Origin of the sequence: Cryptosporangium japonicum, from assembly GCF_039524755.1 — a bacterium.
Taxonomy (GTDB): domain Bacteria; phylum Actinomycetota; class Actinomycetes; order Mycobacteriales; family Cryptosporangiaceae; genus Cryptosporangium; species Cryptosporangium japonicum.
Map to the genome: position 1 here is coordinate 1 of NZ_BAAAGX010000043.1, position 17633 is coordinate 17633.

The 17633-nt window shown below is 71.0% G+C and carries 16 protein-coding genes; 6 read left to right on the forward strand and 10 right to left on the reverse strand.

Annotated elements, in window-relative coordinates; genetic code table 11:
* Positions 1-138: 138 nt before the first annotated feature.
* The 5 genes from disA to ABD437_RS40050 form a co-directional block, all read right to left on the reverse strand.
* Entirely contained in the window at positions 139-1236 is a 1098-nt protein-coding gene (gene disA, locus ABD437_RS40030; RefSeq protein ID WP_344654214.1) for a DNA integrity scanning diadenylate cyclase DisA, read from the reverse strand.
* Between the two features lie 110 nt (positions 1237-1346).
* A complete protein-coding gene (gene radA, locus ABD437_RS40035) occupies positions 1347-2759 on the reverse strand; it encodes a DNA repair protein RadA (RefSeq protein WP_344654215.1) in 1413 nt (470 codons plus the stop codon).
* A gap of 75 nt (positions 2760-2834) precedes the next feature.
* Positions 2835-3641: a copper chaperone PCu(A)C domain-containing protein gene (locus ABD437_RS40040; RefSeq protein ID WP_344654216.1), complete on the reverse strand. Its 807-nt coding sequence runs from the start codon at positions 3639-3641 to the stop codon at positions 2835-2837.
* A gap of 126 nt (positions 3642-3767) precedes the next feature.
* Positions 3768-4535 (reverse strand): UbiA family prenyltransferase, encoded by a 768-nt coding sequence (locus tag ABD437_RS40045; protein ID WP_344654217.1) that lies wholly within the window; start codon positions 4533-4535, stop codon positions 3768-3770.
* 65 nt (positions 4536-4600) lie between these two features.
* The gene (locus ABD437_RS40050; RefSeq protein ID WP_344654218.1) at positions 4601-5338 is read right to left on the reverse strand and encodes a hypothetical protein; all 738 of its coding nucleotides are present in this window, start codon (positions 5336-5338) and stop codon (positions 4601-4603) included.
* Positions 5339-5779: 441 nt separating this feature from the next.
* Here ABD437_RS40050 and ABD437_RS40055 point away from each other — a divergent pair, with 441 nt between their 5' ends.
* The 4 genes from ABD437_RS40055 (at position 5780) to ABD437_RS40070 (ending at position 8920) form a co-directional block, all read left to right on the forward strand.
* Complete coding sequence (locus ABD437_RS40055) at positions 5780-6262, forward strand: CarD family transcriptional regulator (RefSeq protein WP_073254331.1); 483 nt, start codon at positions 5780-5782, stop codon at positions 6260-6262.
* Positions 6252-6971 (forward strand): 2-C-methyl-D-erythritol 4-phosphate cytidylyltransferase, encoded by a 720-nt coding sequence (ispD, locus tag ABD437_RS40060; RefSeq protein ID WP_344654219.1) that lies wholly within the window; start codon positions 6252-6254, stop codon positions 6969-6971. Before ABD437_RS40055 ends, ispD begins: the two co-directional genes overlap by 11 nt.
* A gap of 95 nt (positions 6972-7066) precedes the next feature.
* Positions 7067-7558 (forward strand): 2-C-methyl-D-erythritol 2,4-cyclodiphosphate synthase, encoded by a 492-nt coding sequence (ispF, locus tag ABD437_RS40065; RefSeq protein WP_344654299.1) that lies wholly within the window; start codon positions 7067-7069, stop codon positions 7556-7558.
* Positions 7559-7639: 81 nt separating this feature from the next.
* Entirely contained in the window at positions 7640-8920 is a 1281-nt protein-coding gene (locus ABD437_RS40070; RefSeq protein WP_344654220.1) for an ATP-binding protein, read from the forward strand.
* A gap of 148 nt (positions 8921-9068) precedes the next feature.
* On the opposite strand, the gene ABD437_RS40075 is transcribed toward ABD437_RS40070, so the two are convergent.
* The gene (locus tag ABD437_RS40075) at positions 9069-10427 is read right to left on the reverse strand and encodes a GH1 family beta-glucosidase (RefSeq protein ID WP_344654221.1); all 1359 of its coding nucleotides are present in this window, start codon (positions 10425-10427) and stop codon (positions 9069-9071) included.
* 117 nt (positions 10428-10544) lie between these two features.
* On the opposite strand from ABD437_RS40075, the gene ABD437_RS40080 reads away from it, so the two are divergent.
* Positions 10545-10760, forward strand: a complete 216-nt coding sequence (locus ABD437_RS40080) for a hypothetical protein (protein ID WP_035860144.1) — start codon at positions 10545-10547, stop codon at positions 10758-10760.
* A gap of 61 nt (positions 10761-10821) precedes the next feature.
* Here the strand turns inward: ABD437_RS40080 and ABD437_RS40085 are convergent, their stop codons facing one another.
* From ABD437_RS40085 to ABD437_RS40100, 4 genes are read right to left on the reverse strand one after another with little or no spacing between them, the layout of a single operon-like run.
* Complete coding sequence (locus ABD437_RS40085; RefSeq protein ID WP_344654222.1) at positions 10822-12099, reverse strand: ABC transporter substrate-binding protein; 1278 nt, start codon at positions 12097-12099, stop codon at positions 10822-10824.
* A gap of 29 nt (positions 12100-12128) precedes the next feature.
* A complete protein-coding gene (locus ABD437_RS40090; protein ID WP_344654223.1) occupies positions 12129-14753 on the reverse strand; it encodes an alpha-L-rhamnosidase in 2625 nt (874 codons plus the stop codon).
* A 2-nt stretch (positions 14754-14755) separates the two neighbouring features.
* Positions 14756-15577 (reverse strand): carbohydrate ABC transporter permease, encoded by an 822-nt coding sequence (locus tag ABD437_RS40095; protein WP_344654224.1) that lies wholly within the window; start codon positions 15575-15577, stop codon positions 14756-14758.
* Entirely contained in the window at positions 15574-16518 is a 945-nt protein-coding gene (locus tag ABD437_RS40100) for a carbohydrate ABC transporter permease (RefSeq protein WP_344654225.1), read from the reverse strand. Before ABD437_RS40100 ends, ABD437_RS40095 begins: the two co-directional genes overlap by 4 nt.
* Positions 16519-16682: 164 nt before the next feature.
* On the opposite strand from ABD437_RS40100, the gene ABD437_RS40105 reads away from it, so the two are divergent.
* The gene (locus tag ABD437_RS40105; RefSeq protein ID WP_344654226.1) at positions 16683-17615 is read left to right on the forward strand and encodes a helix-turn-helix domain-containing protein; all 933 of its coding nucleotides are present in this window, start codon (positions 16683-16685) and stop codon (positions 17613-17615) included.
* The last annotated feature ends 18 nt before the right edge of the window (positions 17616-17633 follow it).

Below are 17633 nucleotides of genomic sequence, written 5' to 3' on the forward strand. Positions count from 1 at the left end.
AGGCCGACCGCCCATCACCAGGTTGACCAACCTCCCTGGACAGCACACCTAGGGCCTGTTTCGAAGGCCAGCAGCCCTCCGCCTTGCCGCTCGCCGCCTGGACCACGCCCACGGCGGCCTGAACCTTTGAAACAGGCCCTAGACGTAGCGCTCCAGGATCGAGGATTCGGCGAGGCGGGAGAGGCCCTCCCGCACCGAGCGGGCCCTGGCGTCGCCGACGCCCTCCACCGCGCGCAGGTCGTCGACGGTGGCGCCGAGCAGCTTCTGCAGGCCGCCGAAGTGCTCGACGAGCCGGTCGATGACCGCGCCGGGCAACCGGGGCACCTTGGCCAGCAGCCGGTAACCACGAGGGCTGACCGCGCCTTCGAGCGCGTCAGCCGTGGCCGGGTACCCGACACCCCGGGCGACGAGCGTGAGGTCGAGCAGCTCGGTGGCCGAGAGCCGGTCGAGGTCGTCGAGGACCTCCTCGACGGACCGGTTGCGCCGGCCGGAGGGCAGGTAGTCGCGGATGACCAGCTCGCGGTCGGCGTCGACGCCGGCCATGAGCTCGTCGAGCTGGAGCTTGAGCAGGCGCCCGTCGGTGCCGAGCTCGATGACGTAGCCCGCGATCTCGTCGGAGATGCGCCGGACCATCTCCAGCCGCTGGGTGACCGACATCGCGTCGCGCACCGTCACCAGGTCTTCGATCTCCAGCGCCGAGAGCGTGCCGGCGACCTCGTCCAGGCGCAGCTTGTAGCGCTCCAGCGTGGCCAGCGCCTGGTTGGCCTTGGAGAGGATCGAGGACGTCTCGTCGAGGACGTAACGCAGGCCGCCGACGTAGAGCCCGATGATGCGCATCGACTGGCTGACCGAGATGACCGGGAACCCGGTCTGCCGGGACACCCGCTCGGCGGTGCGGTGCCGGGTGCCGGACTCGATCGCCGGAATCGACGCGTCGGGCATCAGGTGCACGGCGGCACGGACGATGCGTGAGCCGTCGTTGGACAGCACCAGCGCACCGTCCATTTTCGCCAGCTCGCGCAGCCCGGTGGGCGTGAACTCCACGTCGAGCGGAAAACCGCCGGTGGAGATCGAGTCGACGGTCTTGTCGTGTCCGAAGACGATCAGCGCGCCGGTGTTGCCGCGCAGGATGCGGTCGAGCCCGTCCCGCAGGGAGGTACCCGGTGCGATCCGGGCGAGCGTCTGTCGGAGCTGCTCCTCGCGCTCCGTCCCCACCACGGCTGTACCTCCAGGCATTTTGGTTCTCCGGCAGTCTACGGCGACCACGCCCCTGAGCGCGGTGTGGGCTCGTGGGGGCCGCCATGTCGGGTATCCGACTCTCCAGGGTGCCTCCACGAGACAAGGCGTCACTCCGACGCCGCTGACCCCGCTGCGGACAGGCTACGCACCTTGTCCGCGAACGCATGCCCCAACGCGGCCCGCAGATCGTCGACCTCGGTGACCGCGATGCCTTTCGGCTTCTTCTCGAGCGAGCCGGTGGGCACCAGCGCGCGCCGGAACCCCAGCCGCGCCGCCTCGGCCAGCCGACGCTCCACCGCCCCGACCCGCCGCACGTCGCCGGAGAGGCCGAGCTCGCCGATCGCGACCAGGTCGGGTGGGAGCGCGTAGTCGCGGGCCGCGGACGCCACCGCCAGCGCGACCGCGAGGTCACCGGCCGGTTCGGTGACCCGCGCCCCGCCGACGGTGGCGGTGTAGACGTCGCGCTCGGACAACCGCACCCGCCCCCGCCGCTCGGTGACCGCCAGGACCATCGCGACCCGGGCCGAATCGAGGCCGCTGACCGCCCGGCGCGGGTTGTTCAGGTTGCTCGGCGCGACCAGCGCCTGCACCTCCGCGAGCAGCGGCCGGACGCCCTCGAGCAGCACCGCGACGCACGTGCCGGGGACGGCCTCGGTGTGCCGGGTGAGGAACAGGCCGGACGGGTCGGCCAGCCCTCGGATGCCGCCGTCGAACATCTCAAAGCAGCCGACCTCGTCGGACGGGCCGTAGCGGTTCTTGACCGCGCGCACCAGCCGCAGCGTGGAGTGCCGTTCGCCTTCGAAGTGCAGCACCACGTCGACCAGGTGCTCGAGGACGCGCGGCCCGGCGACGTTGCCGTCCTTGGTGACGTGCCCGACCAGGATCGTGGCCATGTTGCGTGCCTTGGCCGACGCGATCAGCGCCGCGGTGACGGCGCGGACCTGGGTGACGCTGCCCGGCGCGCTGTCGAGCGCCGGCGAGGAAATCGTCTGCACCGAATCGACGACCAACAAGCCGGGGGAGACCGTTTCGACGTGGCTCAGGAGCGCGGAGAGGTCGGTTTCGGCGGCCAGGTAGAGCTCGGGGTGCACCCGGTCGGTGCGATCGGCACGCAGCCGCACCTGGGCCGCGGACTCCTCGCCGGTGACGACGAGCGCGGGGGCGGAACCGCCGGCGGCGTAGCGGTGGGCGACCTCCAGCAGCAACGTGGACTTGCCGACGCCGGGCTCGCCGGCCAGCAGCAGCACGGCGCCGGGCACCAGGCCACCGCCGAGCACCCGGTCGAGCTCGTCGACGCCGGTGGGGCGGGCCTTGGCCGCGCGGACGTCGATCTCGCCGATCGGGCGCGCGGGAGTCGTGACCGGGCCCGGGCCGACCTGCTGCAGCGCGACCGGGCCGGCGCCGACCTCGTCGATCGTTCCCCAGGCCTGGCACTCGGGGCAGCGGCCGACCCACTTGGGGACGGTGAGGCCGCACTCGGTGCACCGGTAGGCGGGCCGATCACGGTTGCGGGGTGGCATGGGCGCAACCCTACGAGGGGCCTCCGACAAAAACGGCGGGTGCCGGAGGCACCCGCCGTTTCCGATCCGGTTCGACTACTCGTGGCCGCCTTCGGCGTCCTCACCGGCGTGGCTGACCGACTCACGGGGCAGCGGCGTGCCCGGGGGAGCGAACGGCACCTGCAGCGTGACGTCGCCGGCGCGCTCGAACGTCAGCGTCACGGCCACCACGGTCGCCGGGTCGATCTTGTCGGTGATCGCGGTGAGCACCAGCTGCGGGCCACCGGCCTCGAGGCCGACGAGCTTGCGGGCGGGCAGGTCGAGCGGGAGCGCGGCGCCGGGCGACGCGGTGGGGATCGGCGAATCCACGACCGGGGACGGCGTACCGCGCGACGGCGCCGGGCTGGGCTGCCCGTTGCTCAGCGTCGGCGTCGGTGTGCCGGTGACGACCGCGCCGGACGGCGTCGCCTCGCCGCCGGTGGTGGCGCCGGCCGAGGGGGACACGCTCTCGGAGACCGCCGCGCTGGGCGACTCGGACGGTGCGGCGGTGGCCTGGCCGCCCTCGGGGACGACCTGGAGCACGACCGAGCTCGACAGGTCGCTGGAGGCGGAGATGAGCCGGTCGGCGCTGTTGCCGTTGTTGATCAGGCTCAGCGACAGCGGCACGCTGCTGCCGGAGGCCCAGTTGTACCCCTCGGACGGGAACGCGATGAGCGCGTTGCGGATCGCGATGTCACCGACGTGTGCGTCGACGCCAGGGATGGCCGGGACCTTCATCGCCGTCTCGGCGACCTGCCCGGCGCTGCAACCGGTCAGCGCGAACGCCCCGACGAGACCTAGCGTGATCAGGGTGCCGGCGCGACGGCCGGTGCCCCCGGCTGACCGAGTGGTCCAGCGGCTCACGGCTGCGTCCTTCCTCAGGTGAGACCTAGGTATCTACGTTGCGTAGACCGGTATAGCGTAGTGTCTGGCCGGTTCAGCCCCGCGCATCGGGTCGGCGTGCCACGCCGACAACCCCGGATCAGCAGCTCAGAGCGTCGAGCCGCTCAGCAGGAGCAGCACCACGTCGCCGAGCGCGGTGACCAGCACCGCGCGGAACAGCGTGCGTGAGCCGCGCTGCCGCCCCAGCACCGCGCCCCCTCCGAGCACCACGGCGGTCGTGCCCAGGATGCCCCAGGCGAGCGGCGTCGGCGGGCCCGGGGGCCCGAACGTGAGCAGTACCGCCACCAGCCCCATCAGCCCGGCCGCGATGGCTTCGGCGGCGGTGCGGCCCAGCCGGTGCGGCAACCCGCGGATCCCGGTCGCCGCGTCATCGTCGAGGTCGCTCAGGACGTTCGCGAAGTGGGCGCCGGCGCCCAGCGCCGCCCCGGCCACCAGCAGCCAGGCCGGCGGCCACGGATGGCCGGGCCGGGCCAGCGTCACGAAGGCCGGTGCCGCCGCGAACGCGACCGCGTACGGCAGCGCGGAGAACGGCGTCGCCTTCAACCGCGCGTTGTAGGCCAGCGCGCACCCCACCGCGACCAGGTGCACCAGGCCCGCGCGCCAGCCGGAGAGCAGCGAGAGCGGGACGCAGGCCAGGCCGGCGACGACGGCCGCCGTGCCCACCAGCGAGCGGGACACCTCGCCGGTGGCCAGTGGCTTGTCGGTGCGGCCGACCGCGGTGTCGCGCTCGGCGTCGAGCCAGTCGTTGCTCCACCCGGTGGCCAGTTGGCCGGAGAGCACGGCGAGCGCCACCGCCACCAGCCCGGCGGCCGGTCGGCCGGCGGCCGCGGCGAGCGCGGTCACGCCGACCGTCACGGCCGCGGCCGGTTCCGGATGGCAGGCTCGGAGCAGAGCCCAGGCGCGGCGAAGGTTCAGCGGAGTCAGCGGATCGTCAGGGCGGCGAGCTCGGGCCGGAGCTGGAACGGGTCGCCGAGGTTTGCCGCGATGCGTCTGATGCGCCCGTCGGTGCGGATGAGTACGGCGGTGGGCCCGGTGGCCGAGACGCCGGCGATCGATGCTCTGGCGGCGCCGGCCGGGTCGGCCAGCGAGATCAGACGGCCGGCGGCCAGACCGGGAATGAGTGTGATCGCTTGCTTACTCTCCGTCACCCACACCACGGTGAGCTGGGTTTCGTCGGTCGCGGTCACCAGCTGATTCCGCACCGCCGCGCAGGTGGTGCACCCCGCGGGCGAGATCAGGAGCACCGCCGGGCGGAACTCGCGCAGCGAGGCGTTTCGTCCGCCGTCACCGCTCAGCGACAGCGCGGGCACCAACCCGCCGGCCACCCCCACGGCGACGCTCGGGCTCGCGAGCGGTTCCCGCCGCGGTGGGCGGCTGGGCTTCGGCAGCACGATGACCATCAGGCTGCCGATGGCGGCGACCAGGAACAGGATCAGCGCGCAGAGGGGCACGGAGAGCCCGGGACGCCGTGACCAGCGACTACGTCGTCTGCGCGGGGGGTAGGTGGAGAGTTCGGCCTGAATGGTGGCGACCTCGTCGGCCAGGTCGCGCAAGTCGTCGGGAACAACGATGGTGCCCCACTCGGGAGGCAGGCCGCGGATCTCCCCGTCGGCCGGATCGTCACTGCCAGGTCGGCGGCTCATCGGCGCCTCCACCACGCTCGGCCTCTACTGTGACCGACCGGTCGACAGTGCGCCACCTCACTCCCAAAACGCGGTGGAAAAGTTGCGTCGCGCCCCCACCTCGGCCGTTCGCGTCGGTGCTCGTCGGCCGTTCGGCCGGACCTGTGAACCGGCACCTACGGATTCCGTAGTCAGGGGTGAACGGTGCTGCCGGTCAGGGTCTTCAACCAGGGGTTTCGTGGCTGGTCTCAGGGTTGCGGCCCATCTCACACCGCCCGCTCGCCGGAACCCGGTTCCGTCCTTTGTGCGGGGCCCGGCAACCGACGATGACCAGCGCGTGAATCAGGGACGGGCCGTGCGTGTCAAGCTTCCAAGAGTTTTGTCACGTCCCCTGACCTGCGGTTTCAGTGGGCTAGACCATGCCCGATCGCGGTGACGCCGTGTTATCCTTGACACAGCGAAAGGGGTTTCCGACTCATGACTTTCACCGTCGGCGAGACCGTTGTGTACCCCCACCACGGGGCCGCTCTCATCGAGGCCATCGAAACCCGAACGATCAAGGGTGTCGAAAAGCAGTATCTCGTCCTGAAGGTCGCGCAGGGCGACCTCACTGTTCGCGTCCCTGCTGAGAACGCTGAAATCGTCGGCGTCCGTGAGGTGGTGGGCGAGGAGGGTCTGGACCGGGTCTTCCAGGTTCTCCGCGCTCCCCACACCGAGGAGCCGACCAACTGGTCGCGTCGCTACAAGGCGAACCTCGAGAAGCTCGCCTCCGGCGACGTGAACAAGGTCGCCGAGGTTGTCCGCGACCTGTGGCGTCGTGACAAGGAGCGTGGCCTCTCCGCTGGAGAGAAGCGCATGCTCGCCAAGGCCCGTGACATCCTCGTCGGCGAACTCGCCCTCGCCGAGGGAACCGGCAAGGACGACGCCGAGCAGCTGCTCGACAAGGTCCTTGCGTCCTAGTTCCACACAGGACACCGTTGCGCTCGTCCCGGCCGCAGGCCGGGGCGAGCGTCTTGGTCCTGGGGCCCCTAAATCACTTCGGCACCTCGGTGGGGAACCGCTGGTGGTGCACGCCGTGCGGCGGCTGGCCGCGGCGAACAGCGTGGCGGCCGTGGTCGTCGCCGCTCCGCCCGGCGCCGCGGAAACCGTACGCGAACTGCTCGCCCCGGTAGTGCTCACCGCCGAGCTGGTGGTGGTCGAAGGCGGCGGCACCCGGCAGGCGTCGGTGGCCGCCGCGCTGGCCGCCGCGCCGGCACACTGCGACGTCGTGCTGGTCCACGACGCGGCCCGGGCACTGGCACCCCCGGAGCTGGCCGACGCCGTGGCCGCGGCGGTGCGTGCCGGGCATCCCGCCGTCGTCCCGGTGCTCCCGGTCGTCGACACCGTCCGCCAGCTCGGCGAGGACGGCGACGCCTCGTCCACTATCGACCGTGAACGGCTCCGCCTGGTGCAGACGCCGCAGGGATTCGCGCGCGCGGTGCTCGCCGAGGCCCACGCCGCCTGCGAGGACTCGCTGACCGACGACGCCGGGCTGGTCGAGCGGCTCGGTCTGCCGGTGCACACGGTGCCGGGGCACGCGTCGGCGTTGAAAGTGACGCGTCCGTTCGACCTCGTCGTCGCAAGTGCCGTGCTCGCGGCCGAGAAAGACATGGCAGGCTCGCAGGCGTGACGATCACACCTGAGCCGCTGCCCGCCGTCCCCGACACAGTTCAGCTGGGGTCCGAGCTGCCGGCGCCGATCAGCCCCGCTCCGGTCGGGGCTCCGGTGCTCGTCGACGAGCCCACGCCGCGCCTGCCCCGCGTCGGGATCGGCAACGACGTGCACGCCTACGACGAGAGCCGGGACTGCTGGGTGGCGGGCGTGCAGTGGCCCGACCAGCCCGGCCTGGCCGGTCACTCGGACGGGGACGTCGCCGCGCACGCCGCCTGCGACGCGCTGCTCTCCGCGGCCGGGCTCGGTGACCTCGGCAGCAACTTCGGCACGGACCGGCCGGAGTGGGCCGGCGCGTCCGGGGTCGCGCTGCTCACCGAGACGGCGCATCGGGTGAAAGCCGCCGGTTTCCTGATCGGGAACGTCGCCATCCAGCTGATCGGGGTGGCGCCGCGGATCGGTGCGCGCCGCGCCGAGGCCGAGCAGGCGCTCGCGATGGCGATCGGCGCTCCGGTGTCGATCTCCGCGACCACCACCGACGGACTGGGTTTCACCGGCCGCGGTGAGGGCCTGGCCGCAACGGCGGTCGCGCTCGTTCTCATGTGAGCATCAACTGTTCGGGTGGAACTGATGTGAGCTATGCGTCGTCACGGGGCGGCGCTCAGGTCGGGCCGATACTCTTCGCGCATGCGACCGGCAGAGGAGGATCCGCTCCTGGCCAGCCTGCTGGCTGCGGTCGCCGCAGCCGCGGGCGACATCCCGTTACGCCTGCACGTGGCCGGTCTCCTGCTCGATCGTGGCCGCGCCGCGGAAGCCCTCGAGCACTGTTCGACCGTGCTGCGGTCCGACCCGGCCAACGAGGAAGCGATAGCGCTGCTGCGCCGGGCGTCGGCCGAGCTCGGAGCCACCCGTCCGGGTAGCCGGGTGGCCGCTGACCGCCCGAGCGCCGACCCGGCGATGGTGGGTCGCTCCGGGTTCGACTGGGACGCGGCCGAGGCGCAGGTGCAGGACCTGCCCGAGGTGGGCCGGGTGGACGACGGGCTGCCCGACCCGGTCGGCGAAGGTGACGTCGACGGCGTCGTTTTCACCGATCTGTCGCTCGCCGACGTGGCCGGAACCGCCGACGCGAAGGAGCGGATCGAGCGGGCGATCGCCCCGATCCGCAACCCCGCGCTCGCCCGCGCGTTCGGGAAGCGCACCACCGGTGGTCTGCTGCTCTACGGCCCGCCCGGGTGCGGCAAGGCGTTCGTCGCGCGCGCCATCGCCGGTGAGCTCCGGGCCAACTTCTACCGGGTGGGTCGCCCCGACCTGCTCGACCGTCCGGCGCCGACCGCCGAGCTGCTGGCGTCGAACCCGGCCGCCGAGCGCCGGATGCACGCGGTGTTCGCCACCGCCCGCCGCAGCGCGCCCTGCGTGTTGTTTCTCGACGACGTCGACGGCATCGGTCCGAAACGCTCGCGGCTGCAGAACCCGAGCACGCTGCGCGCGGTCGTCAACCAGCTGCTGTTCGAGCTCGACTCGCTCAACCGCGCCGACTCCGGTGTGTTCGTGCTGGCGTCAACCACCCGGCCGTGGGACCTCGACCCGGCGCTGCGCCGGGCCGGACGGCTCGACCGGATGGTGCTGATCGCGCCGCCCGACGCCGCGGCGCGCAGCGCGATCCTGCGGTTCCAGCTGCGCGACCGGATGGTCGCCGACTTCGACCTCACCGAGGTGGCCGAGGCGGCCTCGGGCTACTCCGCGGCCGATCTGCGCCGGGTCGTGGAGAGCGCCGCGGATTCCGCACTGTCCGACTCGCTGCGCCGCGGGCAGGCCCGCCCGATCGAGGCCGCCGACCTGCTCGCGGCGATCAAACGGGTGCGGCCGAGCGTCGGTACCTGGCTCGACCTGGCCCGAGCGGCCGCCGGCCCGTCCGACGGCAGCTACGAGGACCTGCACCTCTATCTACGGACCCACCGCCGCCGCTAGGCCGTGCCCTGCGAATCCATGCTCGGCTGCGGCTCCGCTCAGCCGCCGCCAGGCCGCGTTGGAGGCCTTCCCCGATACAACAGCGGTATCGGAAAAGGCCTCCGCCTTGCCTGACGACGCCTGAGCGGTGCCTCGCTGCGAGCGAGATTCACAGGACACGGCCTAGGGCGATCACCGACCGGTACCAGTCGTAGGACGCCTTGGGTGTCCGCTCCAGCGTCTCGTAGTCGACCCGGACGAGCCCGAACCGCTTCTGGTACCCCTCGGCCCATTCGAAATTGTCGAGGAACGACCAGCAGAAGTAGCCGCGGACGTCGGCTCCGGCCGCCATCGCCGCGTGAACCGCGCGCAGGTGGCGGTCGAGATACGCGATCCGGTCGTCGTCCTGCACCCGGCCGTCGGGCCCGGGCACGTCGTCGTAGGCGGCGCCGTTCTCGGTGACGTAGATCGGCGGCAGTTTCTCCCCGTAGCGCTCCTGCAGACCGGTGAGCAGCTCGGTGAATGCCTCCGGGACGACCGGCCAGCCCATTGCGGTGGTCGGTACGCCGGGGTATTCCACGATTTCGTGGCCGAACTGCTCCGGCGCGGCGGCACGCACCCGGTGCGGGTTGTAGAAATTGACGCCGAAGAAGTCGATCGGGGCCGAGATCGTCGAAAGGTCGCCGTCCTTCACCACCGAAAGATCCGCGCCCGCATAGACGGCAGCCGTCTCGTCCGGATAGCGGCCCAGCAGCAGCGGATCGGTATAGGTGCGGTTCATCAACGTGTCGAGGATGCCGGCGGCGACGTGATCGGCCGGATCGTCGGAGTCGGGATGCACCGGCGCCAATGCGTTGACCACGCCGATCTTGCCGGTGACGTTCGCGGCTCGCAGTGCCTCCACCGCTAGGCCGTGCCCGAGCAGCTGGTGGTGGGCGACCGCGAACGCGTCGGTGAACAGCTGCCGGCCGGGCGCGTGCACCCCGAGCGCGTACCCGAACGCGGTCACGATGAACGGCTCGTTGAGCGTGCACCAGAAGCCGACCCGGTCACCGAGTTTGTCGGCGAGCACGGCAGCGTACTCGGCGAAGAAGTGCGCGATGTCGCGCTGCGTCCAGCCGCCCTTGTCTTCGAGCGCCTGCGGAAGATCCCAGTGGTAGAGCGTGGCGGCCGGCGTGATGCCTTTGGCGAGCATCGTGTCGACCAGCCGGTCGTAGAACGCCAACCCGGCGGGGTTCACCGGGCCCTCGCCGGTGGGCTGGATACGCGGCCAGGCGATCGAGAACCGGTAGGCGTTCACACCGAGCCCGGCCATCAGGTCCAGATCTTCCGGATAGCGGTGGTAATGGTCGTCCGCGACGTCACCGGTGTCGCCGTCGTGCGTTTTACCCGGTGTATGGCTGAACGTGTCCCACACCGACGGGCCGCGGCCGTCTTCGGTGACCGCTCCCTCGATCTGGTAGGAGGCGGTCGCCACCCCCCAGACGAAGCCGGGCGGGAATTGCGGGAACTGATCGGGACCGGTCACGCGCCACCTCCGGTCGAGCAGCTTAAAGGAATGCGAGTCTCACGCGAGTTAGAGGCGTTGTTTGGGTAGTAATGAGGTAGGAATGGATGTTCGAGTCGAGAGAAAGGAGTGATCTTCATGTCGCTTGCAGTGGCGGCTGAGGCGTTGTTCGTCAGTCCGCTGCAACCCTCCGAGCGTCCGACGCCCGCCGAGGTGGAAGCAGCGATCGACGACAGTCTGCGGAGCTTCGGCGGCCCGACCGGTTGCGCCTGCTGGCTCGCGGCCGAATACGGCGAGCACCCCGAGGTGGCGGCCGAGCGAATGCGCTGGGCACTGGAGCTCACCACCCACTGACCACGGCAAAGTATTAAAACGGCGGGACGACCCATCCGGGCCGCCCCGCCTTGTTGTTGGGTCAGTTGGACTTGTAGGCCTCGTCCATCCGGGTCAGGACCTGGTCCGGCGTCGCTTTGCCGGAGAACATGTCCTGGATCGCCGCGAAGTGCACGTTCTGCACCTTCGGGTTCGGCCAGAGCTGGTCCATGAACGGAACCGTCTTACCGGCCTTCTGCGCGTCGACCAGCGGCTGGAGCGCCGGGTCGGCCTGGAACTGGTCGTTCGGAATGCCCGGCAGGTTGCCGGTCTCCTTCGCGTAGATGTTGATCGCCGCGGGCGTGCCCAGGAAGTCGATGAACTCGAGCGCGAGGTCCTTGTTCTTCGCCTTCGCGTTCACCGAGTACGAACCGCCGGCCGCGCCGGGCATCTGCGTGTCGGCGGCGTTGTCGGTCGCCGGCACCGCGAACATGCCGAACTCGGTGCCGCTCGGAGCCTCGGACTGCAGCTGGTTGAGGCCCGAGGTCACGTGGATCAGGCCGACCGACTTGCCCGACGCGACCTGCGAGATCGCGTTCTCGATCGACGTGCCGAGCGGGTTGGCCGAGAAGCAGCCCTTCTCGTTCATCTCCAGGTACTGGTCGAGCGCCGTCTTCCAGGCCGAGCCCGCGAACGTGGCCTTGCCGTCGGTCATCTGCTGCGCGAAGTCCGGCGTCTTGCCGTAGACCAGGGTCGCGGCGAGCGCGTAGTCGGCCAGCTGGGTGACCCAGTTGGTCTGGTTGCCCAGCGCGAACAGCGCCTTGCCCTTGGACTTGGCGGTGGCGCAGAGCGTCAGCATCTCCGTCCAGGTCTTCGGTTCGGTGCCGCCGACGTCGGCCAGCGCCTTCTTGTTGTAGAGGGCGCCGATGCCGGCGAACGTCAGCGGGACGACGTAGGTCTTGTCCTTGACGACGGTGACCGGCTTGATGCCGTCCGGGATGTCCTTGACCCACGGGCGGTCGGACAGGTCCTCGATGTAGCCGGTCGGGGCCAGCACCTCGATCGAGCCCGGGTTGCCGTTGCCCGGCCAGGCGAAGAACACGTCCGGGGCGGTTCCACTGGCCAGCTGGGTGCGCAGGGTGCCCTGGTACTGGTCGGTGTCGGCGAACGACGTGGTGATCTCGACGTCGGGGTTGCTCTTCTTGAACTCGGCGATCAGGGCTTCCACGCCGACGCGGTCGGTCGCGACCGACGCGATCCGGAGCGCGTTGCCCCCGCCGCCGCCTTCGTTGGCGGCGTTCGTGCCGCCGGAGCAGGCGGTGGCGAGCACGGACAGCGCGAGACCGACCGCTGCGGTGGCGAGGATCCGACTTCTGGACATCGATGTCCTCCCGTATGGGGGTTTGGGGGTTATCGGGTGGCGGTGAATCGATGGGTGCCGGAGCCCAGCCGGAGCTCGGCGTCCACGGGCGAACCGGACTCGTCCCGGACGGAGGCGTGGTCTGAGGTGGGGACGTGCAGCACGGCGGTGGCGCCGGGCGGGATCTCCACGTCGACGACGACCCGGTCGCCGTCGAGTCGCCAGCCGGACGCCACCCGGCCGCGGACCGTCTCCTGGCTGGCCTCGGCCCTGGTCAGCCGTCCGCCGACGGTCGGGCGCAGCTCGAGCTCCCGGTAGCCGACCGAGCCCGGGGCCTGCCCGATCCCGGCGACGCCGCCGTAGAGCCACTCGCCGATCGAGCCCAGGCTGTAGTGGTTGAACGAGTTCATCTCGGGCGCCTGGAAACCGCGGTCGGCGGTCCAGCCGTCCCAGCGCTCCCAGATCGTGGTGGCGCCGTGCGCGATCGAGTACCCCCAGGACGGGTAGGTGTCCTGGTGCAGCAGCGCGTAGGCCAGGTCGGGCCGCCCGTGCCTGGTCAGCACCGGGCAGAGCAGCGCGACCCCCACGAACCCGGTGGTCAGGTGGTTGTCGCGCTTCTCGACGTCGGCGGCGAGCCGGCGGAACGCCTTGTCGACGAGCGCCGGTGGCAGTAGGTCGAACGCGAGCGCGAGCAGGTAGCCGGTCTGGGTGTCGCCCTCGACCCGGCCGTCGTCGTCGACGAACGCCTCTTGGAACGCGGCGCGGATGCGGCCGTGCAGGTCCTCGTAGGGTTGCGCGTCCTTCCCGAGGGCGCGGGCCGCGGCACCGACCAGCGCGACGCTGTTCGCGAAGTACGCGGTGGCCAGCAGATCGCGCGGGGTCTCCGCGTCGATCTGGAGCCAGTCGCCGTAGTTGTTGCCCGTGCGGTGACGCCAGATCAGGTCCGGGTTGTGCCGGTGGACGTGCTCGATCCAGGCCACCATCGAGGCGTACGAGCGCTCGAGCGTCCGCACGTCGCCGTAGGTGCGGTAGAGCAGCCAGGGAATGATGACGCCGCCGTCGCCCCAGGCCGGCGCACCCTCGGTGGGCATCGCGACCTTCGGCGCGATGTCGGGGAACGCGCCCTCCGGCGTGGCGGCGGCGCGCACGTCGGCCAGCCAGCGGGCGAAGAACGCCTGCACGTCGGCGTTGCGGGTCGCGGTCGGCGCGAAGATCTGCGCGTCGGCGAGCCAGCCCAGCCGTTCGTCGCGCTGCGGGCAGTCGGTCGGCACCGACACCCAGTTGCCGCGCTGACCCCAGCGGATGTTGCGGTAGAGCTGGTTGACCGTCTCGTCGTCGCACTCGAAGTGCCCGGTGAACGGGGTGTCGCTGTGCAGCACCCGGCCGACGACGTCCTTGCCGGCCAGCACGCCGGGGTACCCGGTGATCTCGACGTAGCGGAAGCCGTGGAACGTGAACCGGGGCTCGAAGACCTCGACCGCACCGCCGGCGGCCAGGTAGATGTCGGTCGCCTCGGCCGTGCGCAGGTTCTCCAGGTAGAGCTCGCCGTCGGCGAGCACCTCGGCGTGGCGCAGCACGATCCGCTGGCCCGGTTTGGCGCCCCGGATCGTCAGCCGCACCCGGCCGACCATGTTCTGGCCGAAGTCCACTAGGTGGCGGTCGGCGCCGATCGCGGTCACCGAGACGGCGGTGAGCTCCTCGGTGATCCGCACCGGCTCGTCCGGCTCGGCCACCAGGGTGCCCGCGGCGGCGTCGGTGATCACCACCGGCGTCCAGTCGCCCGCGTCGTACCCGGGGGCGTCCCAGCCGGTCAGCTCGCGGGACGCGTCCTCGTACTGGCCCATCAGCTGGTCGGCGTAGCGGATCCCGCCCGGCCGCTCGACCCAGTCGCCGTCGGTGGCGATCGTGCGCGTGGAGCCGTCGGCGAACTCCACGTGCAGCTGCGCGAGGAACTGCGGAGCGTCGCCGTAGTGCTGGGCCTGGTGCCTGCTGTCGAAACCGATGAAGCCGGCGAACCACCCGTCGACGAGTACCGCGCCCAGCACGTTCTCGCCCGCGACGAGCGCCTCGGTGACGTCGTAGGTCTGGTACAGCACGCGGGTGCGGTACTCGGTCCAGCCGGGGGCCAGCTCGCGGTCGCCGATCTTGGCGCCGTTCAGGCGGGGCTCGTAGACGCCTCGCGCGGTGGCGTGGAGCCGGGCCCGCACCGGCTTCTCCGGGAGCGTGAACGACCGGCGCAGGTGCGGCGGTGCCGGCAGGTGCCGGACCCGGTCGGTCAGGTCGTCGACGACCGGCGGGTCGAACGGTGGGTGGACGTTCGGGTCGCGGGCGATCCAGGCGCCGACCCACTCGTCGGGGTGCAGGATCGCGGTCTCGAACCACGACTCGGCCGCGCCGGCCTCCTCGCCGGAGGCGTCCCAGACCGTGACGCTCCAGTCGTAGCGGGTGCGTGAGCGCAGCGTCGGGCCGTCGTAGCGGATGTTGGTGTTCTCGGCCGATTCGACCCGGCCGGTGTCCCAGCGCCGGACGCCGCCCTCGGTGACGACGAGGCGGTAGGCGGTCTGCCGGTCACCGGTGCGCTCGGACCGCAGGCGCCAGGACAGTAACGGGGCTCGTTCGTCCACGCCCAGCGGCGCGGTGCGGCCGTCAGTACTCAGTGCGTACGGGGTCAGCATGATCAACCCTTCAGCCCTCCGGCGAAGCCCTTGATGATGTGGCGTTGCATGGCGAAATAGACGAAGAGGATCGGCAGCGAGCCGATCACCAGGCCGGCGAAGACCAGCTCCCACTGCGAGACGTACTGGCCCAGGAAGCCGAAGATCGCGACCGGGATCGTCTGCTGGGTGCTGCCGCTCAGGTAGAGCAGCGGGGTGAGGAAGTCGTTCCAGACCAGCACCGCGTTGAGGATCACGACGGTGCCGGTGATCGGCCGCAGCAGCGGGAACACGATGCTGCGGAACGCCTGGAACTGGGTGGCGCCGTCGATCAGCGCGGCTTCCTCGTACTCCCGTGGCAGGGCCCGCAGGAAACCGACGTACAGGAACGTCGCGAACGGCACCTGCAGGCCGCTGTAGAACAGCACCAGCGCCCAGGGCGTCCCGAGCAGGTGCAGGTCGCGGATCGTCTGGTACAGCGGCAGCAGCGCGAGCTGGAACGGCAGCAGCAGACCGAGCATGACCAGCAGGAACACCGCACGCGACCAGGCCGAGGTGACCCGGGCCAGCGGGTAGGCCGCCAGCGAGGACACCAGCACGATGACGACCACGCTGGCGATCGTCACCAGCGCGCTGTTCGCGATCGCTCCGCCCAGACCGGCCTGCTGCCAGGCGTCGGCGTAGTTCCGGCCGGTCGGCGACGTGGTGAGGCTGGCCGCGGACGCGGTGTCGCGTGGGTCGCGCAGCGACAGGTTGACCAGCACGTAGAGCGGGAACGCGAACGCGACCGTGACGGCCAGCATCACGAACTCGAGCGCGAACGTCCGCCAGCTGTAGGACCTCATCGGGACGACTCCTCCTGGCGGCGGAGCAGCCAGTACTGGCCGCTGGAGATGATCGCGACGAAGATCGTGAGGATCACCGCGAGCGCGATGCTGTAGGCGAACTCGCCGAACTGGAACGCGTCCTTGTAGATCAGCGTCGAGAGCGTCTCGCTGGAGTGGCCGGGACCGCCGCCGGTCATCACCCAGACCTGGTCGAACAGCTTGAGGCCGCCGATGATCGACAGCATCAGGTTGATCGTCGTGGCCGGTGCGAGCAGCGGGAAGATCACGTGGCGGAAGCGGCGGACCGGGCCGGCGCCGTCCACCTCGGCGGCCTCGTAGACGTCCTGCGGGATGCCCTGCAGGCCGGCCAGGAAGATCACCATCGAGTAGCCGGCGAACTGCCAGACGACCACCCCGACGACCGACCAGATCGCGACGTCCGGGTCGCCGAGCCAGTCCTGCTTCAGGCTGCTCAGCCCGATCCCGTCCAGGGCCCAGTTCACCGCGCCGTCCGGGGCCAGCAGGTTCTTCCAGAGCGCACCGACCACGACCGGCGTCATGACGGCCGGCGCGAACAGGAAGACCCGCAGGACGTTGCGGCTCTTGATCCGCGCGTTGACGCCGAGCGCCAGCAGCAGCCCGACCGCGTTCTGGACGATCGTGATCGCGACGGCGACCAGCAGCGTCTGGCCGACGGCGGCGCGGGCGTCGGCGTCGTCGAGGATCGCGGTGAAGTTGTCGAAGCCGATCCAGGCGCGGTCCGGGCTCAGCCCGTCCCAGTCGGTGAACGCGAGCAGCGCACCGCGCCCGCTCGGGACCAGGACGACGAACGTGTAGAGCGCGACCGCCGGGACCAGGAAGAACCAGAGCTGGTTGCGGCGCGGCCTCCTCGGGGCCGGGGACGGCGGATCGGCGGCGGAGGCCTGCACCGGGGGCCGGGTGCTGGTGTGCGCCGACATGGATTCACCTCCGGAACGACGTTGGCGGGGTGATGAATTGAAACGGTTCATCGACCGGTCTTGGCCAGGAAGCATGCGCTACGTCACAGGGCCGTCGATAGCCTTCGATGCGCCCGCGGTAGCACGAAATTAACTTTTGCGTCGCCTCGCGGTAGCGTTCCGACATGCGCGTCGACCCGGTGGGCGAGGGCAAAGGTGGGCTCCTCTACCTACGCGAGGGCGCACAGGCACGAGCGCTGCGATACCTCCACACGACGGTGCAGAAGACACACACGCACAGCTTCTTCGAGCTGGCGTTCGTCCTGAACGGCGAGGGTGTGCACGTGACGCCGGCCGGGCGGGACCCGCTGCGCCGCGGCGACGTCGTGGTGTTACGCCCGGGCGTGTGGCACAGCTACGAGGAGTGTCGCGACTTACGCCTCTACAACCTCTGCTTCGGCCCGGAGATCCTCAACCGCGAACTCGCCTGGTGCCGGGAGGACCCCGGCCTGGGTTACCTGCTCTGGACCGGGCCGATGGCGATGCAGCGCCGCGGTGTGCTCAACGCGGTGCTGGCCGACTCCCGGCTGGCCGAGTGCGTCGACCACCTGGACGCGCTGGCCGAGCTGGGATCCGAGTCGTCGCTGACCCACCGCGGCGACATGCTCGCGCGGCTGACGCTGTCGCTGAGCGTCGTCGCCCGCGCGGCTCGCGAGGGTGATCCGCCCGGCCCGACGCACGCGGCGGTGCTCAACGCGATGCGTCTGCTCGAGGAGCGTCCGGCGCACCCGTGGACGCTGGCCGAGCTGGCCGACGAGCTGCACCTGACCTCCGGCTACCTGGTGCGGCTGTTCAAGTCGGCGACCGGCCTGCCGCCGATGGCGTACCTGGCCCGCCAGCGGGTGGAGAAGGCCGCCGAGTTGCTGCTCGACACCGACGAGCCGGTGACCCAGATCGGCCGGTCGGTGGGGTGGCCCGACCAGAACTACTTCGCGCGACGCTTCAAGGCGCACTTCGGCGTGACCGCGACCGACTACCGGGGCCAGTTCGCCACCAACCGCGCCCAGCTGCGGAACAAGTCGGCGCACGACTTCCCCGGCCCCAGCCTCACCGGGTAGCCGCGACGTTCGGCCCGA